The organism is Sulfurospirillum sp. SCADC, from assembly GCF_000743525.1.
Classification (GTDB): domain Bacteria; phylum Campylobacterota; class Campylobacteria; order Campylobacterales; family Sulfurospirillaceae; genus Sulfurospirillum.
Genome location: NZ_JQGK01000001.1, coordinates 227,162 through 253,596, shown reverse-complemented (window position 1 = coordinate 253,596; position 26,435 = coordinate 227,162). Strand labels below are relative to the sequence as shown.

The 26,435-nt window shown below is 41.3% G+C and carries 26 protein-coding genes and 1 other RNA gene; 18 read left to right on the top strand and 9 right to left on the bottom strand.

All coding sequences use genetic code 11. The features are described 5' to 3' along the window. Position 1: 1 nt before the first annotated feature. From JU57_RS01270 to JU57_RS01255, 4 genes are all read left to right on the top strand, one after another. Positions 2-1,639, top strand: coding sequence for an FAD-dependent oxidoreductase (locus JU57_RS01270; RefSeq protein ID WP_037955871.1), 1,638 nt, complete (start codon positions 2-4; stop codon positions 1,637-1,639). 10 nt (positions 1,640-1,649) lie between these two features. After that, a complete protein-coding gene (nifT, locus tag JU57_RS01265; protein ID WP_025344469.1) occupies positions 1,650-1,859 on the top strand; it encodes a putative nitrogen fixation protein NifT in 210 nt (69 codons plus the stop codon). A gap of 82 nt (positions 1,860-1,941) precedes the next feature. Then, the gene (locus JU57_RS01260; protein WP_037955868.1) at positions 1,942-3,339 is read left to right on the top strand and encodes a sigma 54-interacting transcriptional regulator; all 1,398 of its coding nucleotides are present in this window, start codon (positions 1,942-1,944) and stop codon (positions 3,337-3,339) included. Then, positions 3,326-4,156: an SIR2 family protein gene (locus JU57_RS01255; RefSeq protein ID WP_037955866.1), complete on the top strand. Its 831-nt coding sequence runs from the start codon at positions 3,326-3,328 to the stop codon at positions 4,154-4,156. The genes JU57_RS01260 and JU57_RS01255 overlap by 14 nt, the downstream gene beginning before the upstream one ends. 43 nt (positions 4,157-4,199) lie before the next feature. On the opposite strand, the gene JU57_RS01250 is transcribed toward JU57_RS01255, so the two are convergent. The 3 genes from JU57_RS01250 to JU57_RS01240 form a co-directional block, all read right to left on the bottom strand. Continuing rightward, positions 4,200-4,592, bottom strand: coding sequence for a class II SORL domain-containing protein (locus tag JU57_RS01250; RefSeq protein ID WP_037955864.1), 393 nt, complete (start codon positions 4,590-4,592; stop codon positions 4,200-4,202). Positions 4,593-4,728: 136 nt separating this feature from the next. After that, positions 4,729-5,574, bottom strand: a complete 846-nt coding sequence (locus JU57_RS01245; protein WP_037955862.1) for a hypothetical protein — start codon at positions 5,572-5,574, stop codon at positions 4,729-4,731. A 9-nt stretch (positions 5,575-5,583) separates the two neighbouring features. Then, positions 5,584-6,261 (bottom strand): DUF5644 domain-containing protein, encoded by a 678-nt coding sequence (locus JU57_RS01240; protein WP_037955860.1) that lies wholly within the window; start codon positions 6,259-6,261, stop codon positions 5,584-5,586. 156 nt (positions 6,262-6,417) lie between these two features. Between JU57_RS01240 and JU57_RS01235 the strand changes: the two genes are divergently transcribed. The 5 genes from JU57_RS01235 (at position 6,418) to JU57_RS13590 (ending at position 12,939) form a co-directional block, all read left to right on the top strand. Then, on the top strand, positions 6,418-7,242 hold the full coding sequence (locus tag JU57_RS01235; RefSeq protein ID WP_037955858.1) for a thiamine-phosphate kinase: 825 nt from the start codon (positions 6,418-6,420) through the stop codon (positions 7,240-7,242). A 19-nt stretch (positions 7,243-7,261) separates the two neighbouring features. Beyond that, positions 7,262-8,347 carry a tRNA pseudouridine(13) synthase TruD gene (truD, locus tag JU57_RS01230; RefSeq protein ID WP_037955856.1) on the top strand — a complete coding sequence of 362 codons (1,086 nt, stop codon included), beginning with the start codon at positions 7,262-7,264 and terminating at the stop codon, positions 8,345-8,347. 12 nt (positions 8,348-8,359) lie between these two features. After that, positions 8,360-8,765, top strand: an RNA gene (gene rnpB, locus JU57_RS13600) — RNase P RNA component class A. Positions 8,766-8,791: 26 nt separating this feature from the next. After that, entirely contained in the window at positions 8,792-9,970 is a 1,179-nt protein-coding gene (locus JU57_RS01225) for a cation:proton antiporter (protein WP_051906451.1), read from the top strand. Positions 9,971-9,984: 14 nt separating this feature from the next. After that, complete coding sequence (locus JU57_RS13590; protein WP_051906448.1) at positions 9,985-12,939, top strand: cache domain-containing protein; 2,955 nt, start codon at positions 9,985-9,987, stop codon at positions 12,937-12,939. A 2-nt stretch (positions 12,940-12,941) separates the two neighbouring features. Here the strand turns inward: JU57_RS13590 and JU57_RS01215 are convergent, their stop codons facing one another. Further along, entirely contained in the window at positions 12,942-13,214 is a 273-nt protein-coding gene (locus JU57_RS01215; RefSeq protein WP_037955854.1) for a helix-turn-helix transcriptional regulator, read from the bottom strand. A 104-nt stretch (positions 13,215-13,318) separates the two neighbouring features. Here JU57_RS01215 and JU57_RS01210 point away from each other — a divergent pair, with 104 nt between their 5' ends. The 6 genes from JU57_RS01210 to zupT all read left to right on the top strand — a co-directional run bounded on the left by JU57_RS01210 (position 13,319) and on the right by zupT (position 18,652). After that, positions 13,319-13,924, top strand: coding sequence for a GGDEF domain-containing protein (locus tag JU57_RS01210; RefSeq protein WP_349678027.1), 606 nt, complete (start codon positions 13,319-13,321; stop codon positions 13,922-13,924). 486 nt (positions 13,925-14,410) lie between these two features. Further along, the gene (gene thiD / locus JU57_RS01200; protein ID WP_037955850.1) at positions 14,411-15,214 is read left to right on the top strand and encodes a bifunctional hydroxymethylpyrimidine kinase/phosphomethylpyrimidine kinase; all 804 of its coding nucleotides are present in this window, start codon (positions 14,411-14,413) and stop codon (positions 15,212-15,214) included. Then, complete coding sequence (gene cytX, locus JU57_RS01195) at positions 15,214-16,422, top strand: putative hydroxymethylpyrimidine transporter CytX (RefSeq protein ID WP_294875057.1); 1,209 nt, start codon at positions 15,214-15,216, stop codon at positions 16,420-16,422. The genes thiD and cytX overlap by 1 nt, the downstream gene beginning before the upstream one ends. Further along, positions 16,401-17,204: a hydroxyethylthiazole kinase gene (thiM, locus tag JU57_RS01190; protein ID WP_037955846.1), complete on the top strand. Its 804-nt coding sequence runs from the start codon at positions 16,401-16,403 to the stop codon at positions 17,202-17,204. Before cytX ends, thiM begins: the two co-directional genes overlap by 22 nt. 73 nt (positions 17,205-17,277) lie before the next feature. Next, entirely contained in the window at positions 17,278-17,793 is a 516-nt protein-coding gene (locus tag JU57_RS01185) for a ferritin-like domain-containing protein (RefSeq protein WP_037955844.1), read from the top strand. 13 nt (positions 17,794-17,806) lie between these two features. Further along, positions 17,807-18,652: a zinc transporter ZupT gene (zupT, locus tag JU57_RS01180; RefSeq protein WP_294875052.1), complete on the top strand. Its 846-nt coding sequence runs from the start codon at positions 17,807-17,809 to the stop codon at positions 18,650-18,652. A 123-nt stretch (positions 18,653-18,775) separates the two neighbouring features. On the opposite strand, the gene JU57_RS01175 is transcribed toward zupT, so the two are convergent. Then, the gene (locus tag JU57_RS01175; RefSeq protein WP_051906444.1) at positions 18,776-19,048 is read right to left on the bottom strand and encodes a helix-turn-helix transcriptional regulator; all 273 of its coding nucleotides are present in this window, start codon (positions 19,046-19,048) and stop codon (positions 18,776-18,778) included. Positions 19,049-19,284: 236 nt separating this feature from the next. Between JU57_RS01175 and JU57_RS01170 the strand changes: the two genes are divergently transcribed. The 3 genes from JU57_RS01170 (at position 19,285) to JU57_RS01160 (ending at position 22,453) form a co-directional block, all read left to right on the top strand. Further along, positions 19,285-20,355, top strand: a complete 1,071-nt coding sequence (locus JU57_RS01170; protein WP_051906443.1) for an HD domain-containing phosphohydrolase — start codon at positions 19,285-19,287, stop codon at positions 20,353-20,355. A 244-nt stretch (positions 20,356-20,599) separates the two neighbouring features. Beyond that, a complete protein-coding gene (locus JU57_RS01165) occupies positions 20,600-21,703 on the top strand; it encodes a methyl-accepting chemotaxis protein (RefSeq protein ID WP_037955842.1) in 1,104 nt (367 codons plus the stop codon). A 9-nt stretch (positions 21,704-21,712) separates the two neighbouring features. Beyond that, positions 21,713-22,453 carry an MBL fold metallo-hydrolase gene (locus tag JU57_RS01160; RefSeq protein WP_037955840.1) on the top strand — a complete coding sequence of 247 codons (741 nt, stop codon included), beginning with the start codon at positions 21,713-21,715 and terminating at the stop codon, positions 22,451-22,453. Positions 22,454-22,456: 3 nt separating this feature from the next. Here the strand turns inward: JU57_RS01160 and JU57_RS01155 are convergent, their stop codons facing one another. The 4 genes from JU57_RS01155 to motA all read right to left on the bottom strand — a co-directional run bounded on the left by JU57_RS01155 (position 22,457) and on the right by motA (position 26,434). Next, positions 22,457-22,759: a hypothetical protein gene (locus JU57_RS01155; protein ID WP_037955838.1), complete on the bottom strand. Its 303-nt coding sequence runs from the start codon at positions 22,757-22,759 to the stop codon at positions 22,457-22,459. A 34-nt stretch (positions 22,760-22,793) separates the two neighbouring features. Beyond that, a complete protein-coding gene (locus JU57_RS01150) occupies positions 22,794-24,626 on the bottom strand; it encodes an ABC-F family ATP-binding cassette domain-containing protein (RefSeq protein WP_037955832.1) in 1,833 nt (610 codons plus the stop codon). A 222-nt stretch (positions 24,627-24,848) separates the two neighbouring features. Next, positions 24,849-25,646 carry a flagellar motor protein MotB gene (motB, locus tag JU57_RS01145; protein ID WP_037955829.1) on the bottom strand — a complete coding sequence of 266 codons (798 nt, stop codon included), beginning with the start codon at positions 25,644-25,646 and terminating at the stop codon, positions 24,849-24,851. Between the two features lie 11 nt (positions 25,647-25,657). Then, positions 25,658-26,434 carry a flagellar motor stator protein MotA gene (motA, locus tag JU57_RS01140; RefSeq protein ID WP_037956037.1) on the bottom strand — a complete coding sequence of 259 codons (777 nt, stop codon included), beginning with the start codon at positions 26,432-26,434 and terminating at the stop codon, positions 25,658-25,660. Position 26,435: the final 1 nt, after the last annotated feature.

Genomic DNA, 26,435 nt, shown 5'->3' with positions numbered 1-26,435 from the left:
TATGACATACGACGTCCTCATCATAGGCTCAGGCATCGCAGGTCTGATGGCAGCGATTGAAGCCAAGAGCGAAACCAATAGTGTTGCGATCATTACCAAAAGCAATATCTTTAAATCCAATAGCGCGGTTGCGAGTGGTGGTATTAACGCCGTTTTAGATGAAAAGGATGAGGTCGAGATTCAAAAACACATCGATGACACGATGAAAAGCTCCAAGGATTTGGGCGATAAAAAAGCGATCAGCTACCTGTGCCATCAAGCGCCTTTGATTATGAAAAAATTAGTCGAGTACGGCGTTGCCTTTGATCGCGATGATAACGGGAAGATTTTACAACGCAGTTTTGGAGGAGGAAGCTCCAAACGTACCTGTTTTGTAGGCGATAGTACGGGTTCTTCCATCACGCAAGCACTGATTAAAAAAGCAAAACTGGTCGGTGTTGATTTTTTAGTCAACCACTTTGTGATGGACATTACCAAGATAGAAGCGTACATCAGCGGTGTGGTTGCCCTTAAAAAATTGGACTCAACGGTCATTGTTTATCCCGCGAAAGCGGTTGTGTTTGCCGGTGGTGGGTATGCTGGCATTTACCGAGGGTTTAGCACCAATGCACAAGACTGCACGGGAGATCTGATAAGCGTGGCTCTCAGAGCTGGCATGAGTCTTAAAGATATGGAGTTTGTGCAGTTTCATCCCACAGGATTTGCGAAGACCAGTTATTTGGTCTCTGAAGCGGCACGTGGGGAGGGTGGATACCTTGTCAATGCCGATGGAGAGCGTTTTGTCAACGAACTAGGCACGCGCGATGTCCTTGCACGCGCCATTTTTGAGCAGATGCGAAGCGGTAAAAAAGTCTACCTTGATATGCGTCATATCGCCAAAGAGATTTTGGAAACACGCGTTCCCTCTTTGTATAAAAATGCGTACAATCAAGTCGGCATCGACCTCTCCGAAGAGCTTTTAGAGATCAAACCTGTTGCACACTACAGCATGGGAGGTATCGCCTCTTCGATGACTTCCAGTGAAGTCAAAGGTCTGTTTATCTGCGGTGAAAGTGCTGCGCTTGGCGTGCATGGCGCGAATCGATTGGGGGGAAATTCACTCTTAGAAGGGGCTGTTTTTGGTGAATTGGCTGGTAAAAAAGCCAAAGAGTATGCGTTCAATAAAGAGTTTTTACCGATTGACTACAATGTGGTTATTAAAAATATGGATCTGGTGCAACGCATTTTTGATGGAGATTGCTCCAAAAACTTCAACGCGATGCGTATTTCAGTGGGAAAAATCATGTTTGATAAAGCAGGCATTTTTCGCAATGAAAGCTCTTTGCAAGAAGCATTTGACTATATGAAATACCTTCGCTTGGAGTCCAATACGCTTCACTGCATTGATAAAAGTAAGCACAATAACGTTGAGCTGATTTCGATTTTAGAACTGCGCAATGCGCTGGAACTCTCTGAAGCGATCATCCTCTCTGCAATGCAGCGCTCAGAGAGTAGAGGTGCGCATTTTAGGGAAGATTTTGCCTTTACATGTAAAGAGGGAAATCGTCATGTGCTCATTAAAGAGCTCCAAAAAGGGTTTTTTAAAGTGCACTATGAAGAGGGCGGATTGACCAAATGGCTCAAAAAAATTTTAACATAAGGATTGTGTAATGGCTAAAGTAATGCTACGAGAAGAGAATAACGAGATCTGCTTTTATATCGCAAAAAAAGATATGGAAGAGACGATCACCAAAATAGAGTTTGAAACCGAAGAGATGTGGGGTGGTGAAGTTACGCTTAGTAACGGTGAAACATGGTGGATTCAACCAGGTCCCAAGAAGCTTCCAAAAGAGGAAGTCTGTAAGAAATTATCGGACTGATTTGGTTAAAATATAAACATAAAATATGGGCATTAATTGCTCATTTTCAACTATAATATTTTAAACAGATAAAGGAGTGCAAATGGTTGCATTTGATGCTAAGTGTGGGGATTGCCTCACCACCAGAGAACTAATGACACTCTATGAGACAGCGATGGTTGTCTCTAATTCACTTGATTTAGTTGCATCGCTTGAAAAAGCATTAATGATTTTAAAAAATAGATTGCATCTTGAAAAATGCGTGATTCATACCTTAAATGAAGAAAATATTTTAACGATTTACGCCTGTATCGATTTTAGCCGACATCAAAAAGAGCTTGCGACGTACAAATTGGGAGAGGGTGCTACAGGCTTTGCGGCACAAAGTAAAGAGCCCGTTGTGATTGAAAATCTGCACAACGATATGCTCTTTCTCAATAAATCAGGCAATCGTGACCAAAATGCGATCTCGTATATCGCCGTTCCGATGCTCGTAGATCAAGAAGTGATCGGCGTTTTAGGGGCAAATATCACCAAAACAACGGCGATTGACTTTGAGAGTACGATTCGTGTTTTGACCATTTTAAGCTCTATTTTTGCACAGTCTATTCGCTCACACGATATTAACTTGAAAGAAAAAGAGCGTCTCAAAGAGCTTAAACTCTACTATAAAATGGAGTGGGACTCAAAAGTGCACAATTTTGGCGACATCATTGGGGAGAGTCCCAAGATGAAAATGGTTTACAACGTGGTCGAGCGCATTGCGGAGAGCAATGTCACGGTTTTGGTGCGGGGTGAGACGGGTACGGGAAAAGAGCTCGTAGCCGCTGCCATTCACAAGCGTTCTAAACGTCGTGAAGAGCCTTTTGTAAAGCTCAACTGTGCCGCCATCACCGATACGCTTATCGAGAGTGAACTTTTTGGCCATGAAAAAGGGGCGTTTACGGATGCGAAAGAGGCACGAAAAGGTCGCTTTGAACTGGCAGACGGTGGCACACTCTTTTTGGATGAAATTGGCGATATTTCAGCCTCCGCGCAGGTGAAATTACTGCGTGTTTTGCAAGAGCGTGAGTTTGAACGTGTGGGTGGAAGTAAGACCGTTAAAGTCAATGTTCGCTTGGTAGCAGCAACGAACCGAAACCTTGAAGAGATGGTTAAAAATGGTACGTTTAGGGAAGATCTTTATTATCGTTTGAATGTTATACCGATTGATTTACCGCCACTTCGTGAGCGTGGTGATGATATTGCCCTTTTGGTGAATTTCTTTTTACAAAAATCGATGAGCAACCACAAAAAACGTGTGGTGATTACCGATGAGGCGATGGAGATACTCTGTCAATACACATGGCCTGGGAATGTCAGGGAGCTTGAAAATACAGTTGAGCGTATTGTATTAATGGGCAGTGAGGACGGCATTAGTGCCGATGAAATGCTGCTTTTGCTTCCAGCATTTAATCAAAAATTGATGTGTCGAAGAAGGATCATGAGTGAAGAAGAGTGATTTTGAACAAGAGATTAAAGAGGGTCGTTTAGTTCCATTTCTTGGAATGGGTGTTTTTAAAGAGACAAAAACAGAAGATGGCGAGCAGATTCCGTTTGATAGTGACTCCATGATCTTGGCACTCAACGGTGGTCGCGCTATGTCGCCTCGGTTGATGTATGAGTATTCCAGAGCTGCGATGAGTTTGGAACAGCGCAAAGGAAGACCGTTTATCGAGCAGATGACCAACCATATTTTTATGGCAAAGCCTTACCCCATGCCGAAGGTGTATACGTGGCTTAAAACATTAATGCCTCGTTACGTGGTTGATCTCAATTTGGACGATTCGCTCTTAAATCTTTATGCCGATCAGGACCATTTTCTGATCACAGGTGTGAGCCGTATTATGGCAGGGTATGATCGTTTTCTTGTTTACATGTACACCGTTTCGACGGGTGAATATCAGCGTGTGGAAAAAGAGCTTTTAAGCCCAATGTTGCCGATTCTTTTTAAGCCTCTAGGCTGTACGGTGCCTGAAAAAAGCTTTATCATCAGTGATGCCGATTTTGTCGATTGGTTGACCGAAGCGATGGGTGGTTACGCGCTTCCTCCCTTTTTGAAAACATTTAAAAATGAGAAAAGTTATCTCTTCTTAGGGATTGATTTTGATCGCGATACGTACCGAATGGTGGCGAATGAAGTGACGTTAGGATTAAAAGATGGCTATTTGGTCAACGATAAAGAGAAGATCAGCAAGAAAGAGGAGAAGTTTTTAAGTGGTCATAAGATTGAAAAACTTGAAATGTCGCTTGAGGGTTTTATAAAGGGAACAGAATAAGTATGTAAAGGCTCAGAGCTAAAGCTCTGAGCTGTTTAAAAATCTACTCTTCGACACTCACTTCAACAGGATCACTTTCCCAAACACCGTGTTTTGTACAGTAACTTTGCGCCACGAGGTTCAGTTTTTTACCCGTTGGAACGATGGTAAATGTGACTTCTGCTTGTCCTTTTTTATCTTGTCCACCAAGCGTACCTGAGACAAAATCAGCACGTGCTAAAAGGGCATCACCGGTATAGAGTTGGATATTGGCGATATAGTGGTCAAAATCATCAGGATGCGTATAGGCATTACCGACTTTTACAGTCACTTTAAACGGCGCATTTTGTTTTGCCGTATCAGCACAGGTGATAAACGGAGAGTGTCTATCGATATAATCTTTTTTCGCTTCTCTCTCAACAGTGTCAATATCAACATAACGATTGATTTTTGGCATTTAGAACTCCTTTTTAATATTAAGTTTTGAAATGATATTACATTCTCACGCAAAGCTCTCTTAAGAAAGGGATAAAATAAGTCTGATTTAGATTGATTTAAGGAGCAAACGGTGTTGCTCCTACATGATGGGGTATTTAAAGAAGGGTAATCGCGACTTTGTGCTGATCCAGTCCAATACTTTTTTTATTCGTCTCTCCAAAGGCTAAGAGGAGTAGTTCTGCAAGGCTTAGCACACTCAGCCCAATCTCACGCCCTGCAATTTTTTCAAGCTCTTTTTGGTAAAAATCAAACATGATAAAGCTTCGTGCATCACTGGTCAGTACAAAATCTGCAGCATTATCGAACATATCTAGCATTGTTTTGGAGGCGAGTCTTTTTGCAAGTAAAGGCGAAGCAGGATAGACTTCAAAGCCATCGCTCTCATAGGCACTTTCGTATTGAACCCTTTTTAGTGTGATAAGATCAAGCAGGGTTAAAACCAGCTCATCTTTACAATATTTTTGAGCACGGCATGCGTTTGAGCCGAAGAAAAGGGCTGTTTGGAAGTTTGAAAAAGGATTTTTCACCAAACTTGCTAGCCTTTGCGCACCAATTTCTTCAAGCAGCAGTTGCTCTAAGGATAGAACATTGACATCCAAATTAAGAGAAAGATTCTGTTTTGCTAAGCGCTCAGCGATCTCAAATCGGAGTTTGTCATCGCCTAAAAGGATCTCTTTGGTGTGTGCATGGCAAATGAAGGAGCTCTGCTCGATGCAGAGAATGTCACGCTTTTGCGTCGAAGCAAGGGTAAGATTGTAGGCATAATGCTCTAAAAATTTAAGACGATTCAGTCCCATAAATTCGCTTCCAAGATCATTTTTTGCCCCTTTAAATGAGGGTGCATCTATGCCTAAAAATTCTATGAGTTTACGCGCAGCCGTGATCATCGGGGCTGTTTTTTCACGCTCAACGAGGGATTCAAAAAGAAAATAGTTTTTCATGGTTTCTCCTTACAAAAGATCGATGTGGTGTGAAAATTTTTCCACAAGAGGGTTCGCAAAGGGTCGGTGTTTCATCACGTCGTTTTTAAGCTCGGTGATTTTCTTTTCGACATCCGCGCCACACGGGTAAATTTTCTTGCACAATCTTACATGTAAAAAGATTCCGGTTTGATCGTTTGCAATGACTTCCAAAATTTCACGTTTACGCTCAGGGTGTTTTTGAATCATGTCGTAGGCAAACGCAAACAGGGCATCGCCTTGATAATTTTCACATAAATCAAGCACACTTGACGCGTAGTGGTAGATGATGTAGTGCTCATAAAGCGGTCTGTCTTTGCCATCCACAAAGGCATCCAAAAGATCAAAACGTTGGTAAAAATCGTCCGTATTGATGATCATATCTTTGATAGCACGCTTGGTTGAGAGTGGCTCTAGGGTGAGTGATTTTCCAAAGGAGTTGATAAGTCCGTCCAAAGAGACGTTGCTAAAAAGTGCTTTTCCATTAATTTTCAAAGCAGCCAAATCCCCTTTTGGGTAGTCAAAACTGACATCTTCGGCTTTGATCTGTGCTAAAAGATCGTTGAGATTCAGGTTTCGGTCGATGGTAATAAAATGTTTTGTATAGTAAGGCAAAAAATCCGTTTTAGCGTCAAATCGAAAGACGCTCAATTCAAGCTTACACTCCATAATTGGGGACTCCTTATGAGATTATGAATCTATTCTAGCGCATCTTTACTTAAGTGTAACTCTCAATTTTAAAGTGATTTTGCCCACTATTAAGCCCTCTAATGGCTTCTTAATGCACAACATCATACAATAGAGTAATTCAATGAGCGAGGCACCATGTCAAAAGAGGCATTTTTTATCTCAGAATTTTCTAGTAAGCGTATTGGCGATGATGGTGCGGTTATGGGGGATTTTGTCTATTCAAAAGATCTGTTTTGCGAAGGTATTCACTTTAAGCGTTCGTGGATGAGTTTAACGCAGATCGCGCACAAAAGCATGTTGGTTAACATCTCCGATGCGATTGCGATGAATGCCAAACCGACGTTAGCTCTCATTGGCGTCGTGATACCCAAATCGTTTTCGTATGAACAATTGCGCGAATTAGGCGTTGGGTTTCAAAAAGTAGCACAGGATTACGGTGTCGAGATCATCGGTGGCGATACCACTGCAGGCGAAAAGCTGATGATCTCCATCACGATCATCGCCAAACGCCCTTCCAAAGTGCTTTACCGAAGTGGCGCAAAGTTGGGGGATTGGGTTGCGTATACGGGAACGCTTGGAAATTCACACAAAGAGTTGACACGGCTCATGCGTGGCGGACGTGTTAGTCAAAACGCACGCTTTATGAAGCCCGTGTTAAAAGTAGCGTTTGTCTCCAAAGCCGCTAAACATTTACATGCAGGTATGGACATCTCCGATGGTCTGTCAAAAGATCTTTCAAGACTGCTCAAATCCAGTGGCAATTTAGGTTTACATGTAAAGCATCAAATGCCCAAACGAACGCTTTGCAGTGGCGAAGAGTATGAAATGCTGTTTAGCTTTGATGCCCATAAAAAAAAGGTGATAGAGCGCATTGCCAAGCAGACACGCACGAAGATAACGATTGTAGGAAAAACGGTACGTAAGCATTATAAATGCCGTTGCAAAGAACACCACTTTTAACCATATTTAAGGATATTTTATGACTCGACAATTTTTTCTCACCCATTCGCCGATTAATGTGATGTTTACCAAAAACAGCAGTGACTTCGTCGTCAGCGAAATTCCACTCTATCCTTTCAGCGGTGAGGGCGAGCATCTCGTTTTACATGTAAGGAAAAAAGATATGACAACCTGGGATATGTTGCAGTACTTAAGCGAAGTCACAGGGTGTAAAGTGCGTGATTTTGGTTATGCAGGGCTTAAAGATAAAGACGGCATGACGACACAGTACATTTCATTGCATAAAAATTTTGAGCCAAAGCTTGCTAATTTTACACATGAAAAGATCAAAATACTGGACACAACGTACCATAACAACAAAATTCGCACAGGACATCTCAAAGGCAACCGCTTTTTTGTGCGTCTGAAAAAAGTCAACCCGATTGACGCCAAAAAACTGCAAGATGGACTTAAAAAAATCAGCAAAGAGGGTTTTCCAAACTTTTTTGGGTATCAACGCTTTGGTATCGATGGCGATAATTATATTAAAGGAAAAGCCATCTTAGAGGGAAAACGAAAAGAGCGCAATCCTAAAATGAAAGAGTTTTATATCAATGCTTATCAAAGTTATCTTTTTAATAACTGGCTCTCTAAACGCATCGAAATCAGCCGTTTAATCGAAGAGTTTAACTTAGCGGATGCAACACGCGCAACCAACTTACCTAAAGAGATGGTCGATAGCCTTAAAAAACAGCCGCAATTTTTCAAACTCCTTCATGGCGATGTGTTGCATCATTACCCTGCAGGAAAAGCGTTTGTCTGTGAAGATGTGGCAGAAGAGTTAGCGCGCTTTTTAGAACATGGCATTACGATTGCCGGTTGGTTGCTGGGTGGTAAAAACATTCGAGCAGAGTATGAAGCAGGTGTCATTGAAAAGCAAATCTTTGAAGAGTGTGAACCTTTTTTGGACAAACTCAATGGAAGCCGACGTTTTGCATGGAGCTTTGCGGAAGAGGTTGAGGGCGTTTATAAAGAGGAAGAGGCATGGTTTGAAATGCACTTTTCTTTGCCTAAAGGCTCGTATGCAACGGTAATTATAGAAGAGCTAATAAAAGTTTCGCTATAATCTCTCCTTCAAAAGGTACAGTAGGTGATTGCTTGAGCGTTTCGCTTAAGAGGAAAGTCCGGGCTGCATGTGAGACATGGTTCCGTCTAACGGACGGCTAGGGTAACCTAAGGGATTAGTGCAACAGAGAGTAAACTACCATTATGCCTCTCTTGCGAAAGCATAGCTTTAGTGAGAGGAATTGGTGACGAGCTTTGCTTGTCTCCAAGAAGACAGTTTAATGGAAAAGGTGAAACGGTGGGGTAAGAGCCCACCAGTGCTTTAAGTAATTAAGGCAGCTATGTAAACCCAACCTGCAGCAAGAAGGGATGGTTTTGGTCTCACACACGATAAACCCTTCGCTAGAGGTCTATCGTAAGATAGATCGTAGATAAATAATCACCCACGACAGAACCCGGCTTATCGCTGTACCTTTTGTCAACAAAGCCTAAAAAAAGGATGTTTTTGGAAAATCTTATCTTTTTAGCGCATGTTGTGCTTTTGATGGTTCTCTCTCCGATTCTTTCGCGCCTTTTTCGTGTGCCTACGCCCGTTGTTGAAATTTTATTAGGCTCGTTTGCGGTTTGGCTTGGACTGTTACATGTAGACAATGAAGTCTTTCGAAACCTCGCAAAAATAGGCTTTTTCTACCTCATGTTCTTAGCTGGTTTAGAGATCGACATTCAACGTTTTTTACATTACCGTGATCGTTTTTTAAAAAAAGCATTATTGTATTTTCTCTGCTTGTACAGCATCTCTTTTATTCTCTACATTGTATTTGGACTCTCACCTGTGTATATCGTCGCGATTCCTATCGTCTCTTTGGGGATGATTATGGCACTGATTAATCAACACGGTCGTGAGCACAAATGGTTAGAGCTCTCTTTGATTATTGGTGTGATTGGAGAGCTCATTAGCATAGGTGCTCTGGTTATTTTTGATGGGGCGATTACGCATGGTTTGGGGTGGCAGTTTGCTAAAAGTATTGTCATGCTGATCGCAGTTCTTTTCTCGTCCTATTTTCTCTACCGCTTACTCAAAATTATTTTTTGGTGGTACCCAAATTTAAAACGCATTATTATGCCACATAACGATACAATGCACCAAAGTTTACGATTTAGTATGGCACTCTTTTTTGTACTGATTGCAACCATGCAATGGCTTGAGATCGATATGGTTTTGGGTGCTTTTATCGCCGGTATTTTCATCTCGAACTTTTTTGCGCATAAAAAAGAGCTTCCGCATCAACTCTCTATGTTTGGTTTTGGCTTTTTGGTACCGCTCTTTTTTATCTTTGTAGGCACAACCCTTGATCTCAATTTGATCTTTACAACGCAAATTTTAACGCATGCGCTTTGGATTGTGATCGCGATGGTAAGTGCACGAATGGCGAGCTCTTTTGCTGCATACCACAGCTATCTAGGCTTTCGCGGAACGATTCTTTTTAGTTTGGGTGATTCGATGCCACTGACCTTTTTGGTTGCCATTGCAACGATTGCGGTTAAAAATGGTGCGATTGGACAAGAAGAGTACGCTTCCTTTATTGTGGCAGCTTTGATGGAAGGTATTGTGATTATGACATTGATTCAATTTTTGATGTTTCTTTTTAAACGTGCCGATGGAAAGAGTGAAGAACAACGCTAAATGAAGGAGTGCGTATGAACTTGCACAAAAAGTTAAGCCTTTTCCATTATTTTCACATCGTAGCCTTTATTCTTTTTTTAACCTTTGCGAGTATCTTTGTTGCGCTTAGTTTCTACAACGCCACGGTTAAGTTTGAAAAAGAGTCACAGCGACTTCAAAAAGAGTATAGCGGTTCTAAAAAAAAGATGCTCATTACTGAAGTGGATCGGTTTATTGAACATATCGAAGAGAAACGTCAAGAAGCCTATGCACAGAGACAACAACTGGTGAAAGCGCGTGTTTACGAAGCTTATGAAATCGCCAATAAACTCTACCAAACCTATCATAGAACACACAGTGATGCCCAAATTGCGACGATGATCGTTGATACATTGCGACTATTGCGCTATGAAAACAATCAAGGCTACTACTTTATCACCCATCTTGATGGAACGGAGATTCTTTTTGCAGATCGTCCTGAACTGGAAGGGCAAAATATGCTCACAATGGCGAACAGTGAAGGTGCGTATATCGTTAAAGGGATGTTGGATGTGATTCAATCGACCAAAGAGGGATTTTACGACTACGCATGGAGTAAACCATTTGAGAGCAAAGATACCTTTAAAAAAGTTGCGTATGTGAAGCTCTTTGAACCTTTAAATTGGATGATTGGTACAGGATTTTACCTTGATGATCTAGAGCGCAACGTTCAAGAGAAGATTTTAAACGATGAAAAACGTCTTTTGGTTGAGAGGGAGAGTGGTACTTATCTTTTTATTGGGACGTGGGATGGCATCTCTTTGAGTTACCCAGCTAAAAATAAAAACATGTATGCTCTGCAAGATAGCAATGGTAAATTTATTGTTCAAGAGTTGATTGAGAAGGCAAAAAAAGGTGGCGGTTTTGTGGAGTATATGATGCCTTCCTTCAAAGGACAGCAGGCACTTCCTAAGATGAGCTATGTCGAATCGATTGATGATTGGCAATGGTATGTAGGTGCGGGAATTTATCTGGATGATCTCAACCATGAGCTCTATGAATTAAAAATGAGCATTGATGAAGAGTTAAAGCGAACACTCTACTCGATTCTATTTTGGATGCTTATGTTTAGTGTCGTTGTAGGAGGGTTTTATCTTATCATTAGCCGTAAAATTCGGAAGGATTTTGATCTTTTTATCACTTTTTTTGACTCTTTGGTCAATCAAGATCAACTCATCGACACGTCAAACGTCAAATTTAAAGAGTTTGAAGAGCTTGCTAACCATGCCAATGCAATGTTGAGGGCTAAAATTTTTAGCAACAAACATTTAGAGCAGTATAAAAAAATTGTCTCAAGTTCCGATGATTTTTTAGCTTTGATTGACCGTAACTACATCTATTTGGCGATCAGCGAAGCGTATCAAAAGTTTTTTAATAAACGTAAAGAGGAGATTCTAGGGCACAGTATGCCAGAACTGTATGGTGCGCAGTATTTTGTTGAAAACTTAAAACATCTTAGCGATCGCGTACTCTCTGGAGAGACCTTTGAGCATGAATTTTGGGCGCTTGCGTCTTTCGGTAAGCGTTTTTTACATACCAAATATTTTCCGTATTATGAAAATGAAGATGATCCATTGCCGATGGCGTATGTGGTTTCAGCACGTGATAATACCGAGAAAAAGGCGAACGAAGAGCGTTTGTTAGCTTCGGAGAAAGAGCTGGAGTTTTTAGCGCACAATGACACCCTCACAGGACTTCCCAATCGTTTGCTGCTCACGGATCGTATCGCCCATGCAATTGAGAACAGTAAGCGCCAAGGCGGCATGATCGCCGTCTGTTTTCTTGATCTGGATAACTTTAAAAAAATTAACGACAGTTACGGTCACTCGTATGGTGATGAGATTCTCAAACAGCTTGCCCTCAGACTGCAAGGAAGAATTCGCCATTGTGACACACTCTCTCGCATTGGGAGTGATGAGTTTATTTTATTGGTGGAAAACATCAAAGAGAAACACGAGATTGAAGTTATCATTGCGAAAATTCAAGCGATTTTTGAGGAACCATTTATCAACAAGGCGCAAAAATTCTTTCTCTCTGCTAGCATTGGGGTGAGTGTTTATCCCGATCATGGTACCGATGGAGAGACTCTGATTAAAAATGCAGATACGGCGATGTATAAAGCCAAAGAGGCGGGTAAAAACACCTATACGTTTTACACACTCGACATGACGATAGCTTCCTATGAGCGCATCGGTATGGAAAATGCGCTTAGAGAGGCGATTAAAGAGAAGCAATTTGTGGTCTATTATCAGCCTCAAATCGATCTTAAAACGGCGAAACTCATTGGACTTGAAGCACTTTTGCGATGGAACCATCCCCTTGAGGGCATCTTGCCTCCTGGACGGTTTATCGCATTTTCAGAAGAGACGCACTTAATCGTTGAAATCGGTGCATGGATACTCAAACAGACCTGCATTGATCTGGTCTCCTTGCATCAAGAGGGACTATTTCATGGTACGGTTTCGGTCAACATTTCAGGTGTTCAGATTGAGTTTAGTGATTTTTTAACCACGCTCAAAGAGACGATTGCTGAAACGAAAGTCGATCCTTCGATGTTGGAGATTGAAGTGACTGAATCGTTCATCATGCACGATCCTGAGCGTTGGATCGTGCTTTTAAAAGAGATGCAACATTTAGGTATGAGCATTGCCATCGATGATTTTGGTACCGGTTACTCTTCGCTCAGTTATTTGCGTAAACTGCCGATTAACAAACTGAAAATCGATATGTCCTTTGTCAAAGACATCCCCAAACTTGAAGACGCATGCGCTATTGTCAATTCCATTATTAATTTAGCCCAAAATATGAAAATCACCACCTTAGCAGAGGGCATTGAGCACAAAGACCAAGAAGCGTACCTTGCCGAACACGGATGTGAGCAAGGGCAGGGGTATTTGTACGCAAAGCCGATGAGTCTAAAAAATCTTAAAACATGGATTCAGAAATTTTAAATCTAACCTCTATTTGGAAGAATACTGGGCTTGAAAAACTCACAAATATCAACTTCTAAAACGGACGCAATTTTATAAAGATGCTCGATGTTATAATGCTTATTTTCCAATCCAGCTTCAATTTTTGCAATGGTGCTGACCGATTTGTGTCCAATGGTCAGTGCTAAATCCAGCTGTGTAATCCTTTTTAGCTTTCGAATACAGTATACATTGTATGCAATTCGTCGATAAAAATCTTTAATTTCTGCATTTGAAAACTCTTTGTACAGCAACATATATTTCCCTATAGTGAAGTATGATTTAAGTTTATAATGGTTAGAATCATTTTTAAATTCCCTATAGTGAACATTCTAAAAATAAAACTCCTGGCAAAAATGTAATGATGGATCAAGAGACACTTTATAAGCTTGTTATTGTAATATTGATTGTTGGCATACTTCTATTGCTTTATTACTATCAAAAACGCCTATGTGAATTAAAGTTACATAATGGTCAATTAGAGTTGCTAAGTCGGTACGATGATTTGACCCAAATTTTTAATCGACGTTATTTCCTCGAAATTGTGCAGTATCATTTTACAAAACCGCATTATCAAAAACCTTCTGCCATTATGATGATTGATATTGATCATTTTAAACAGATTAACGATACCCATGGGCATATTTTGGGCGACGATGTTTTGCAGTATGTTGTGAAGCTCATCAGCGAACATTTACGTGAAAGCGATATTTTTGCACGTTATGGTGGCGACGAGTTTATCGTATTTTTCCCCTCAATTTCACAAAAAGATATTAACAATATTGCGTTAAGAATTCAATCAAAACTTTTTGAAGATTCAACCTATACCTTACCTGTAACACTCAGCATAGGAATATGCCTTTTTAGCACTTCACTCACACTCCAAAATGTCATTGAATATGCCGATAATGCTCTTTATGCAGCCAAGAGTAAAGGGCGTAATCGCATTGAATTTCATTCATCTTGAAAAAACCAATAAATCAGAGTACAATTGTCCTTAATAGTTCGTGCTAGGAGGGCTGGTAAACCAGCTGAGATAAAGAATGGTGATTCTTTGATCCTTATACCAAGCGCATCTATCTATCGCATCAATAGCTTGTCAAGCACCAAGTCTCATGAGGCGACACTTTGAAAGTGTAGTCAAACTACACTCAAAAGTGTCAACGAAATGAGACGCCGTGTGATTGACAAGCCCTATGAGAACTTTTTAAAAATCATCTTTGGGGCGTTAAAGATACTTGCCTTGCACTTAGCAAGGTTGCGCATCTTTGCCTACCAAACACAATTTTTAAAAAGTTCTATTGACGTGATAGATAGATGCGCTTGGTATCTACCTGATCTGGGTAATGCCAGCGTAGGAAAGCTCAATCAAACCCACACATTTTCCTCTTTTTGATCCCCTTACACGACCTTTATCATCTTTACATGTAAATACATTTTACGAGGACAATATATGAAACATTGTTTAACCATAGCAGGCTCAGACAGCTGTGGTGGTGCTGGCATCCAAGCCGATCTTAAAGCGTTTAGCGCGAACGGTACCTATGGCATGAGCGTTATTACCGCGATTACGGCACAAAATACACAGGGTGTTTTTGATGTACAAGACATTAACTCTTCCGTCATTGAGCATCAAATCGAAGCGATTTTTGATGACATTCGTGTGGATGCCATTAAAATTGGTATGGTTTCGCGACCTCAAACGATTGAGATCATCGCTCAAACCCTTAAAAAATACCCCTTACCACCGCTTGTCATCGACCCTGTGATGATCTCTAAAAGTGGGTATGACCTGTTGCAACCCGAAGCCAAAAAAGCACTCATCGAAATCCTTTTACCGATGGCAACACTCATCACGCCCAATCTTCCGGAAGCCGAAGTGATCGTAGGCTATAAGATCGACACGATTGAATTGATGCAAAAAGCCGCGCTTAATCTGCATAAACTGGGGTGTAAGTATGTGTTGCTCAAAGGTGGGCATCTGGAAAATGATGCCACCGATGTACTTTACGATGGCAAAGCGTTTCATCTTTTACACTCCAAACGACTAGAAACGATAAACACGCATGGAACGGGCTGTACGCTCTCTTCTGCCATTGCTGCCAACCTCGCAAAAGGTTTACATGTAAAGCGTGCAGTTGAGGAAGCCAAAGCGTATATTACCGAAGCGATTACACATGGATTTAAACTGGGGCATGGCGTGGGTCCAGTGCATCATTTTTACGCACTTTACACCAAAGCAGGAATGGAATCATGATGGAAGAAAAAACGAGTTTAAGTAGTTTTGGATTGTTCGCACTCTGGTTTGGTGCGGCAGTCTCAATGGCAGAGATATTTACAGGCGGGCTTTTAGCTCCCCTTGGCTTTAGTGAAGGGTTAAAAGCAATTCTTTTAGGGCATCTGATTGGTGGCATTATTCTCCTTTTGGGTGGTTATATCGGCGCACATAGCAAGCTTCCTGCCATCATGTCCACACGCATCTCTTTTGGGCGTTATGGCTCGTATCTTTTTTCACTTCTCAATGTGCTCCAACTCATCGGTTGGACGGCGGTGATGATCATCTCTGGTGGGCGCGCCGCCAATGAGCTTGGCATCAATCTTTTTGAATTTGATAGTATCAACACGTGGGCGATAGCCATTGGTGTCTTGATAGCGCTGTGGATTTGGCTTGGAAAAGTGGGCTTTCAAAAGCTCAATCTTATCGCCGTCATCCTCCTTTTTGCGCTTACGTTGGTGTTGTGTGGCGTGGTGTTTCAAGAAGGAAGCATTTTACATGTAAAGCCTACGGGTGAGATGAGTTTTGGCTCAGCGTTAGAGCTTAGCATCATTATGCCACTTTCGTGGTTGCCGTTGATTTCGGATTATACCCGTTTTGCGAAGAGTAAAAAAGGCGGACTCATCGGCAGTTTTACGGGTTATTTTGTTGGTAGTTCTTTGATGTATGCCATTGGTCTTGCCATCGCGCTTTATGCCAAAGATGCGAGTTTGGGAACGATGATGATGGCACTGCATTTGGGCTTTGTAGCACTTGGCATTGTGTTGCTTTCCACCATTACGACGACGTTTTTAGATGCGTATTCTGCAGGCGTGACGTTTACCAATATTTTCCCACAGATCAATGAGCGAAAGATCGCATTTGCGATGGCGGTGGTTGGTCTTTTGGTCGCGCTGTTTACACCCATAGAACAGTATGAGAATTTTCTGTATGCGATAGGTTCGGTCTTTGGACCACTGTTTGCGATTGTGCTGAGCGATTATTTTATCTTCAAAAAAGAGCAGATAGAACCTACATTAATTTTACATGTAGGATCACTCCTTGTTTGGGCTATAGGTGTAGTGCTTTATTATCAGTTCATTACGCTTGATCTTCCTTTAGGTTCAACCCTTCCGACGATGCTTGCAACGAGCATTCTTTTTATCATTTCAAAAAAGGCAATTGCATCATGGACATTCAAGCGCAATTAAATGAAGTTTTTGAAGCCTTACACAACAAATGCGCTTTAATCCATCATATCACGAATTATGTCACAGTCAATGATTGCGCCAATGTGGTTTTAGCCATTGGTGCTTCGCCGATTATGGCAGATGAACAAAGCGAAGTGGAAGAGATGGTCGGTATTTGCGCTGCGCTGGTTTTAAACATTGGAACGGCGAATGAGCGCACCATCGTTTCGATGCTTAAAGCAGGAAAAGCAGCGAATGCCAAAGGTATTCCCGTAGTACTTGATCCTGTTGGTGTGGGTGCAACACCATTTCGTCGCCAAAGCGTTGCAAAACTCATGGAGGCGATCTCTTTTAGCGTTATTAGGGGCAATATGGCGGAGATCAAAACCATCGCAGGGCTTGAAGCCAAAAGTGCAGGGGTTGATTCGTTGGAAGAGGAGAGTGATGGCGCTAAAATCGCTTTGAATTTAGCTAAAAAATTGGGTTGTGTGATTGCGATTACGGGCAAAATAGACATTGTCTCGGATGGTGACAGCACGTATGCGCTTGACAATGGAGATGTGGCTCTGACTAAACTGACAGGAACAGGGTGCATGAGCAGTTCACTCATTGGCAGTTTTTTAGGCGCTTCAAACCATGCCCTTGCAAGTGCGATTGCAGGTATTTTAACCATGTCCATTGCAGGTGAACTAGCCGATAAAAGCCAAGGAATGGGAACCTTTCGCACGTCACTGATCGATGCGATAAGCCAAATGGATGCGAAACGTATCATGAGTAGCGCCAAGATCGACTTCATTAAATAATAAAAATTATTATTTAATATAGACTTTAGTTTTGATAGAGTAAGATAACTCATTACCATATAAGGAGACAATCATGGCAAGAGTCGGAAATTCTATTATTAAAGGTATCGAGGTTCAAGAGATCATTACAACGCTAAATCGTGCATATGCCGATGAGTGGTTGGCGTACTATCAATATTTTATTGAATCAAAAGTTGTGAAAGGGTTGATGAAAGACGCTGCCATTGCAGAGCTTGTACAACATGCAGCCGATGAATTACGCCATGCAACGATGGTTGCTGATCGTATCATTCAATTAGGAGGCGCTCCACTCTTACACCCAGCCGATTGGCTCAAACAGACCAACTGTGGTTACGACGCACCCACTGATTTTGATGTGGTTGCAGTCTTAAACGATGCGATTAAAGGTGAACAGTGTGCGATTGCAACCTATTCAAGCATTGTTGATCTGACACGCAATAAAGACATCGTTACCTATGATATGGTCTCTCAAATCTTAGCCGATGAAGTCATGCACGAAGAGGATCTTCAAAACTTACACGATGACATTACCGAATTTATCAGTGATCTCAAAAAATCAATGAAGTAACAAGGAAACAGGTATGATCGATGTCACGCTAGAGCAGTTCATACCTGCGTTTCTTCTCACGCTTTTTGCAGGTTTAAGCACAGGATTTGGCGCTCTGATCGCCTTTTTCTCCAAAAATAAAAGTCATACGTTTTTATCCATTGGTCTAGGATTTTCAGCAGGTGTGATGGTTTACGTCTCATTTGTTGAGATTCTTTCTAAGTCCAAAATAGCGTTTAGTACAATCTATGAAAGTCCCATCATCGGAGAATCTTTGGCGTTAGTCTGCTTTTTCGGAGGTATTAGTATCAGTGCCCTGATTGATCGGCTTATCCCTGATGATGTTAATCCTCATGAGCCAAAATCCAACAAAGAACTCAGTGTGCTCAAAGAGGGCAGTCAACACTCTTTACTGAAAGACTCTGCTCTAAAACGTACCGGTATTTTTACGGCACTTGCGATTGGGATTCACAATTTCCCCGAAGGTTTTGCCACATTTATTGCGGCACTTGATAATATTCACATTGGTTTAACCATCGCCCTTGCGATCGCTATTCACAATATACCAGAGGGGATGGCGGTCTCTTTGCCTATTTACCACGCCACAGGAAATCGCAAGAGTGCGTTTTGGTATGCGTTTATCTCAGGTTTGGCAGAGCCTGTTGGTGCTTTGGTCGGTTTTTTTCTGCTGCTTCCCATCATGGGAGAACTGACACTAGGCATTACCTTTGGCATCGTAGCAGGTATTATGGTGTATATCTCGTTTGATGAACTCTTGCCTTCGGCGAGAGTCTATGGAAATGCCCATACGACGATCTTAGGAATAGTGCTTGGAATGATGGTGATGGCAGTGAGTTTGGTTGTTTTGAAATTGATCTGATTTGAATTTTGACACGTTTTTAAAGCAAAGCTTTAAAAACTACGTTAACACTAGGTTTTCTTAGGCAGAAAGCCCACGCACCCTTGGTGCTTTTATGTTTTGCAACATTGGTTTTTAAAAATTTTATTCGAAAAATTCTTTAACATCTACTTGCAAAACTTTGGCAATTTTATAGAGGTGTTCTAACGAGAAACGGATATTGCTGTACCCCGCTTCTGCACCTGCTACAAGCGATGTCGATTTAAAGCCTATAAGATAGGAGAGTTCAAGTTGGCTTAGTCCCCTTTTTTTTCGTATTTGTTGAACCGTGCGCCCAATCTTTTGATAGAAGAGTTTCGTCTCTTCAACGCTACACTCTACTGCCGAAATATTAATATCATTAAATTTTTTTCTCATGCCATTTACTCTATTATGATAGATTTTTAAGAACGATGAAGTCTAGTATTCTTGAAACTTCATTACAATCTATTATCGTAGAGTAGATACTTACTGAAACGTTTTTATCGTATTCTGATGAAACCATTTCATTTTAAATACTCTATTATAATAGATTATCTTTTTTTAATATTTAATCATGTATGATTCATTTGACCCCTTATTACGTCTGCTTAAAACATAAAAAAGAGTCTGATGTGAATACTTTTTCGATCATTGAGCAAGAAATTGTTGAGATGTTTACAACCATTATTGAAGAGAAAGATGCCTATACTGCGGGTCATTCCAAACGTGTGGCAATGTACAGCACTAAAATTGCTGAAGCGATGGGATGCAGTGAAGATGAACAAAGTTTGGTGTATCAAGCAGGGCTGTTGCATGATATTGGAAAACTTCTAACCCCTGAATCCATTTTACTGAAACCTCGAAAATTCAATCGTACTGAGTATGCTATCATTAAAAATCATTCAACGGATGGTGAAAAAATGCTCAGTTTTATCTCTGCGTTTAAACCGTATATGCCTCTTGTTCGCCACCATCATGAGTATTTCGACGGATCTGGGTACCCCGATGGTCTTAAAGGCGACTGCATCCCTTTTCTCTCGCGCATTATTGCGATTGCCGATGCGTTTGATGCAATGACCACGAACCGCATTTACAAACCACGTAAAAGTATCGCGAGTGCCATTAAAGAGTTGCAAAAATGCAGTGGAACGCAGTTTGATCCTTTGATAATCAGCAGTGCCATCAACGTTTTTAGCACCTATCAAGAGCTCTCTTTTATTCATCAATTACCAGAGACAGATGTTCAAGAAGAGCGATTTGCCTACTTTTACAAAGACACATTGACCTCTGCATACAGCGGAGAGTATCTTAGTCATTTTTTGCATGACAATCATACCAGCAAACGATTTCGGTGTTGCTATTTTATTCAACTGCACCATGTTCACACATACAATCAAAATTTTGGTTGGAAGCTAGGTGATAAACTGCTCAGTGAAGTTGCACTACGCTTAAAAATACTCTTCCACACACCTTTTGTTTTTCGAATTTTTGGTGATGATTTTGTGGTTCTCAATGCTTTACATGTAGAGATTGATGAATCGCAAGTTAAGGAGAAAATTAGCGTTGGCTTTAATGGTATTGATGTCAGTATGAAGCATTTTGCTTTAAAAGATTTTAGCTTAGATGCCTGGGAAAATTTTGAAAACTTTCTAACGCACTCACAACCATGCTCCATTGAAGATCAGTATAATAAGCATAATTAAAGTATGGATTACACAAAAATCAAATTAACAAAAGGAGTTGAATATGCGTCTATCCAAACAGCTATTAGAGTGAGAATGCCAGAAGCGTGGAAGAGATCGCAAGTGCAGCCGATCATCTCTCGAAGCTGGCGGAAAATCTCAATATCAAACTTGGGCAATTTCAGTAAAAAGTAACCTTTACATGTAAGCATTCTTAGGGATAGCTTACGGTAAAATCTAACCTATCTATACAAAAAGGAATCATATGTTTGGACGAAATAAAGCCTTACTTCATGAAGAAAATGTAGGTTTACGCGCTGAAAATGAACGCTTAAAACACGAAGCAACGGCTTTACAGGCTCAACTGGAAAAACTCCTACAATCTGAAGAAAACACCCACAGAACTCTTAGTGAAAATCGCCTAAAAACCGAGCTTATTAACAGTATGTTGAGTGGTTGTGGTAACAGTGTGAAAGAGATTCAGCATGACATCGAACAAAACCTTGAAGCTTCCAAAGAGATCGTGCAGATCAGTGTTTCGACCGTAGAGAGCATCACGAATCTTAATATGATCTCCAACAACCTTTTAGGCTCACTGTCAAACATCTCACACTCTGCGGTCGAATCACGTCATATGGCGGAAAACCTTCACCGCAGTGTCGATGAAATCGCCAGTGTGATCAATCTGATCAAAGATATTTCCGATCAAACGAATCTGCTGGCGCTCAATGCCGCGATCGAAGCTGCTAGGGCAGGGGAGCATGGACGTGGTTTTGCGGTCGTTGCAGATGAAGTGCGCAAATTGGCTGAGCGAACGCAAAAAGCAACGGCTGAAGTTGAGATGAACATCAATGTGCTCAAACAAAATGCCAATTTGATGTTTAAACAAAACGAAGAGGTTGAAAGTGTTGCGGTAGAGTCTAACCAACACATTGAAAATTTTAAAGTTGAATTTGGCGCGTTGCAACACAGTGCGACCACCATTAAAGATGACTCTCAAAATATCAGTTTCGAAGTCTTTACGGCTTTGGCAAAACTGGATCATGTTCTTTTTAAAGTTGCTGGGTATGGCTCTGTGTTTGATAAAGAGCATAAAGAGCTGAGCGATCATACCAATTGCCGTTTGGGCAAATGGTATGCAGGGGTTGGCAAAGAGAATTTTAGCGCGACATCTGCGTTTAAAGCGTTGGATGAACCGCATAAAATTGTTCATGGTGAGATCAATCAAGCGATCAAATGCGTTAAAGAGGGCACCTGTTTGAACGATATCAGTGTCGTCATTAACCATTTTGTCAAAGCCGAAGAGGCATCGAAAACGCTCTTTGGTTTGCTCAATCAAATGCTCAATGAAAAACAACAAAACGCATAGGAAGCATTTTTGAAATTTGAATTTTTAGGAACCGCCGATACGGGCGGCATTCCATTGCATCAGTGTCATTGTGCGATCTGTGAAACAGCACGTGTTGAAGGGGTGAGCAATCGCTCCACGAGTGCTTATTTAGAGCTAGACGATGGCAGTGTCATTTTGTTTGATGCAGGCTATGATCTGTTGTGTGAGCGGTTCAATACGACAAAAATTCGCGCGGTTTTTCTCACCCATTTTCATGCCGATCACTGCTTGGGATTGCTGCGTTTGCGCAAATCTACAGAGTCCATAACGTGTTATATTCCCAACGACGAGCAGGGATTTGGCGATCTTTTCCTGTATAAAGATTCCATTGACTACCTCGTGCTTGAACCCTTTTCATCCATTGAAATTGAGGGGGTTAAAATCGTTGCAGTACCGCTCTTTCACTCCAAGCCAACGCATGGATATATGATCGTTACATGTAAAGGTGTTGTGGCGTATTTGACCGATTGTGAGAGCATTCCTGAGGTATCGCTGGCGTATTTAAAAACGCAAAACATTGATCATCTTTTTTTAGACGCAGCATATACACTGTGGTTTGAGTCGAAAAAGCATTTGAACTGGGAGAGTGCTGGGGCGTATATTGATGAGATTTCCCCTAAAAAGGGTTATTTGATTCATGCGAGTTGTAAAACCTTACTTCCTTTACATGTAAAAAAAATAAGGCTGAAATATCCTTACATAAAGAAGGGTTTTTCAATCGAGGTGTGAAGATTACTCTTCATCCTCGTCGTCTTCAAAAGCTTCTTCACCGTCTTCGTCTTCAAAGTAGATGTTGTCTTCATTACCATCGTAGTTATAATCACTTTGATAAATCGGATCGTCTTCCTCTTCATCAAAATCGTCTTCGTCTTCGTTTAACCCTTCTTCATAGTCCTCTTCGTTCATTAAAATATCTTCCACTTTGTCAAGAAACGCATCAATATCTCCGGTAAAGAGATGCTCAAAGCGCATCGCATCGAGGATAAATTCGCTAGAGCAACCGCTCTCTAAAAGAAGTTCTTTCAAGTCACGCATACTTTTTCACCTTTGCTTTTTTTGCAATTCTACACTAATTTTGAATGTTTTTCAATTGCGTTTCATAGCTTTCAAAGAGTGTGTCATGGTTTACATGTAAGCATTCAAACTGCTCGTAGAGTTTTTCAAGCAGCGCTTCATCGTCTTTTAATGCTTTAGAGAGGCGATGCAATTCGCCGATCTCATTTCCCGATGAACACGCGATCAGCGCTTCATTGTTTGTTTTCATTGCTTCTTCAAGCGTCATGATCTTCGCTTCGCACTGCTCGATCTGTTTTTTAAGCGGTGAGAGTTTGGAACTTCGCTCTTGAATCAGTTTGGCGCGCAGTTTTTTACTCTCATTGTAGTCATTGGAAACCACTTTTTTAGGAGCGCTTTCGCTCTCTTCTTCCCAGCCAATTTTCTCTAAAAACTCCGTGTAATTGCCCTCAAAAAATTCAGCTTTGTCGTGATGAAAGATAATGAGTGCATCGGCAAGTTCTCGAAGCATCATCTCCGAGTGAGTGACCAAAATGGTAGAGCCTTCAAAGCTTTTGATCGCCTCACACAAAGAGTCGATGGAGTACATATCGAGGTGGTTGGTCGGCTCATCCAAGAAAAGAAGATTTGCAGGTGTCGCGATGATTTTACCCAACATGACGCGACTGCGCTCACCTCCTGAGAGAATGTTGATCTCTTTTTCTGCCATCTTGCCACTGAACATCATACCACCGCAAATGGCACGCACTTTGGTGATGCCTAGCAGTGGGTCAACCTCGTAAATTTCATCCATAACGTTATTTTTAAGATTGAGTCGTTGAATGTTCGTTTGTCCAAAGTGTGCAAACGCAGTCTCAGGATGATAGTTCAGGCTTCCGTGTTGCAGTGGCAGTTCGCCTGCTAAAACGTTGAGAAGGGTTGATTTTCCTTTGCCATTTTTACCAATGATCGCAAGGCATTTTCCTTTTTCAAGTTTAAACGAGAGGTTTTGAAACAAAGGTCGTTCTGGGTCATACCCAAAGCGGACATCGTGAGCATCGAGCACGATTTTGGCAGGTGTTTTTTTGTAGTTAAACGAAAATGAGAGATTGCTTTCTTCTTCAAGATCATCCATTTCGCCCATTTTTTCAAGCTGTTTGGCTTTGCTTTGTGCCATCACCGCTTTGGACGCGCGTGCTTTTTGCCGTGTCACGAAGTCTTCGAGTTCGGCTCGTTTTTTATCTAAATTGGCTTTGGTTTTAAGGTAACGCTCATCATCTTCTTCAAGTTTTGCATAGTATTTATGGCTGTTTCCCTCTATCATCATCAAGCTTTGACGCCTGAGCCCCATCGTGTGTGTGGTAACGGCATCCATAAAGTCACGATCATGGGTGATAAGAATGATTTCGCCTTTAAACTCTCTCAAAAAGTTTTGAAGCCAACGCATTGAGACGATGTCAAGGTAGTTGGTCGGTTCATCTAACAGCAAAAGGGAAGGGTTGGTCGCAAGGAGTTTGACAAGATTGAGACGAATTTGATAGCCTCCTGAAAAGCTTATCGGATCTTTGTCTAAATCGTCGAGTGAAAAACCAAGCCCAAAAAGCATCTTTTCGATCTTGTAGACATCAAAGACTTCATCGCCTTGTAGTGCCGAAGCACACTCCGCACGCACGGTTTTATGAGTGAACTCAATATGCTGACGAAGGGCGCCAATCGTATAGTTCTTTGGAATCAGAATATCGCCAGCATCGGCTTCTTCTTCACCCAAAAGAATTTTAAAAAGGGTCGATTTCCCCGAGCCATTGCGTCCGACAAAGCCTATTTTATTGCCATGGGCTAGGGTAAAACTAATGTTTTCAAAAAGGGTTTGTGCCCCAAAGTGTTTGGATAGATTGATAACTTGAATCATGGTGAAAGCTCATTACATGTAAAGATTTTTTGCCTTCAAAGAGGCGAGTGGTATTATAAAAAAAGTTTTACAAGAACTAGATTAACTATTAGAGTTCTTACAGAACTTTTTACACGTTTTTAAAGCAAAGCTTTAAAAACTACGTTAACACTGCGTAATCTTGAGCAGAAAGCCCACGCACCTCGGTACTTTTTCTGCTTGCAAAAAAATTTTGTTAGAAGGCTATTCTGCATTTTTATTGAGTGTGTTCAGTGTGTCTAAAATAGATTTTTTAGCAGCGTTATCAGGTCCTGAAATGCGCATGGTAAACTCAACGCGTCCATTTTTCTCACGACCTTCTGCCGTATCGTTGCTCGCAAGTGGTTTAGTGTCACCATAGCCTGCGGAGCTTAAGCGATCTTTGGCGATGCCATTGCGCACCAGTACGCGAATGACTGCGTTAGCTCTAGCACTGGAGAGTTCTAGATTGTCTTGAAATTTAGAACCACTTGGTGGCGGTGTCGTGTCAGTGTAGCCTTTAACGATCACTTCAACATTTTTAGGAAGCATCGCGATAATGTCTGAAACACGTTTTAAGAAAAGCATTGAATCACTGTTAATAATGTCAGCAGAACCGGGTGCAAAAAGCATTTTGGTGGGGAGTTTGATGATGGCACCGTCAATTTTTTGCTCCAAAGAGCCTTCACCGATGTTCATTTTCTCAATCATTTGAGCCATTCTCGCGATCTCTTCAAGTTGTGCAGAACTTCCCCCTGCATTGCCTTTGTCTTTATCTTGATCTTTGGAAGCATCCCCTGATTTAACCGCCATATTCATAACAGGTGTCGCCTCTTCAGGCTTGGCACTGTAGTCGTAGATTTTGACAAACTCTTCTTTGAGCGCTTTCATTTTTTCAGTATTGGTTGAGGCAATGGCAAAAAGGGCAATGAAAAGTGCGAGTAAAAGGCTAAAAAAGTCAGCAAAGGGTACTGCCCATTTTTCACCGGCTTCACAGACTACTTTTTTACATTTCTTACCCACGGTGTCGTTCCTTATGATTTATCAAATTGGCTTTTTTTCTCTTCAAGTGGTGAGAGATAATTGAGAAGTTTCATCTCGAGTGTACGAGGATTGTCACCATGTGAAATGCCTAAAATGCCCGCTAAGATGACATGTTTTTCTTTAATAATATCTTTTGATTTTCCTTTGAGCTTATGTCCCCAAGGCCCTAGAAAGATGTATGAACCGGCAATACCAAAAACGGTTGCTGTAAACGCACCACCAATACCCATCGCCATTTCAGCAGGATTGTCCAATTTTTGAAGTGCCAAAATAAGACCCAAAACTGCACCAATGAGTCCCATAACAGGACACGTCTCACCGGCATGAATCCAGTAATGCGCTGATCCATGGTAATACTCTTCGGTCTCTTTAATCAGGATTTCAAGCGTCTCTTCAATTTCATGCGCTTCGACACCATCCACCGCCATGCTCAGCCCTTTTTTAAAGAACTCATCTTCCATAATGTTCGCATGTGATTCCAATGCTAAAATACCATCGCGTCTTGCGATAATAGCAAAATCAACAATTTGTTTGATGCGTGCATGAAAATCAACAGGAGATTTTTTCATAATCACTTTAAACTCTTTGAACGCACCCTTGACATACTCTTGAGGTGTTGCCGTCATCGCTGCTGCCATCGCAGTCGGAATAACAATAATAAAGGAAGTGATATGCAAAATATGAAGAGGATTCCCACCTTCCATAATATCGCCTACGGAAATGGTGGTAATGGCAATGACCATGCCCAAAATGACGGTTAAGTCCATA

Excerpts from the sequence above, each read along its gene's own strand:
- JU57_RS01250 (WP_037955864.1), bottom strand. The coding sequence starts at position 4,592 with ATGCCAAAAATCAATCGTTATGTTGATATTGACACTGTTGAGAGAGAA.
- JU57_RS01185 (WP_037955844.1), top strand. The coding sequence starts at position 17,278 with ATGGCAAGAGTCGGAAATTCTATTATTAAAGGTATCGAGGTTCAAGAG.
- JU57_RS01150 (WP_037955832.1), bottom strand. The coding sequence starts at position 24,626 with ATGATTCAAGTTATCAATCTATCCAAACACTTTGGGGCACAAACCCTT.
- JU57_RS01240 (WP_037955860.1), bottom strand. The coding sequence starts at position 6,261 with ATGGAGTGTAAGCTTGAATTGAGCGTCTTTCGATTTGACGCTAAAACG.
- JU57_RS01175 (WP_051906444.1), bottom strand. The coding sequence starts at position 19,048 with ATGAGAAAAAAATTTAATGATATTAATATTTCGGCAGTAGAGTGTAGC.
- JU57_RS01155 (WP_037955838.1), bottom strand. The coding sequence starts at position 22,759 with ATGCGTGACTTGAAAGAACTTCTTTTAGAGAGCGGTTGCTCTAGCGAA.
- nifT (WP_025344469.1), top strand. The coding sequence starts at position 1,650 with ATGGCTAAAGTAATGCTACGAGAAGAGAATAACGAGATCTGCTTTTAT.
- JU57_RS01165 (WP_037955842.1), top strand. The coding sequence starts at position 20,600 with ATGTTTGGACGAAATAAAGCCTTACTTCATGAAGAAAATGTAGGTTTA.
- JU57_RS01215 (WP_037955854.1), bottom strand. The coding sequence starts at position 13,214 with ATGTTGCTGTACAAAGAGTTTTCAAATGCAGAAATTAAAGATTTTTAT.
- motA (WP_037956037.1), bottom strand. The coding sequence starts at position 26,434 with ATGGACTTAACCGTCATTTTGGGCATGGTCATTGCCATTACCACCATT.
- JU57_RS01235 (WP_037955858.1), top strand. The coding sequence starts at position 6,418 with ATGTCAAAAGAGGCATTTTTTATCTCAGAATTTTCTAGTAAGCGTATT.
- cytX (WP_294875057.1), top strand. The coding sequence starts at position 15,214 with ATGGAAGAAAAAACGAGTTTAAGTAGTTTTGGATTGTTCGCACTCTGG.
- thiD (WP_037955850.1), top strand. The coding sequence starts at position 14,411 with ATGAAACATTGTTTAACCATAGCAGGCTCAGACAGCTGTGGTGGTGCT.
- thiM (WP_037955846.1), top strand. The coding sequence starts at position 16,401 with ATGGACATTCAAGCGCAATTAAATGAAGTTTTTGAAGCCTTACACAAC.
- JU57_RS13590 (WP_051906448.1), top strand. The coding sequence starts at position 9,985 with ATGAACTTGCACAAAAAGTTAAGCCTTTTCCATTATTTTCACATCGTA.
- JU57_RS01210 (WP_349678027.1), top strand. The coding sequence starts at position 13,319 with ATGATGGATCAAGAGACACTTTATAAGCTTGTTATTGTAATATTGATT.
- zupT (WP_294875052.1), top strand. The coding sequence starts at position 17,807 with ATGATCGATGTCACGCTAGAGCAGTTCATACCTGCGTTTCTTCTCACG.
- JU57_RS01245 (WP_037955862.1), bottom strand. The coding sequence starts at position 5,574 with ATGAAAAACTATTTTCTTTTTGAATCCCTCGTTGAGCGTGAAAAAACA.
- truD (WP_037955856.1), top strand. The coding sequence starts at position 7,262 with ATGACTCGACAATTTTTTCTCACCCATTCGCCGATTAATGTGATGTTT.
- JU57_RS01270 (WP_037955871.1), top strand. The coding sequence starts at position 2 with ATGACATACGACGTCCTCATCATAGGCTCAGGCATCGCAGGTCTGATG.
- JU57_RS01260 (WP_037955868.1), top strand. The coding sequence starts at position 1,942 with ATGGTTGCATTTGATGCTAAGTGTGGGGATTGCCTCACCACCAGAGAA.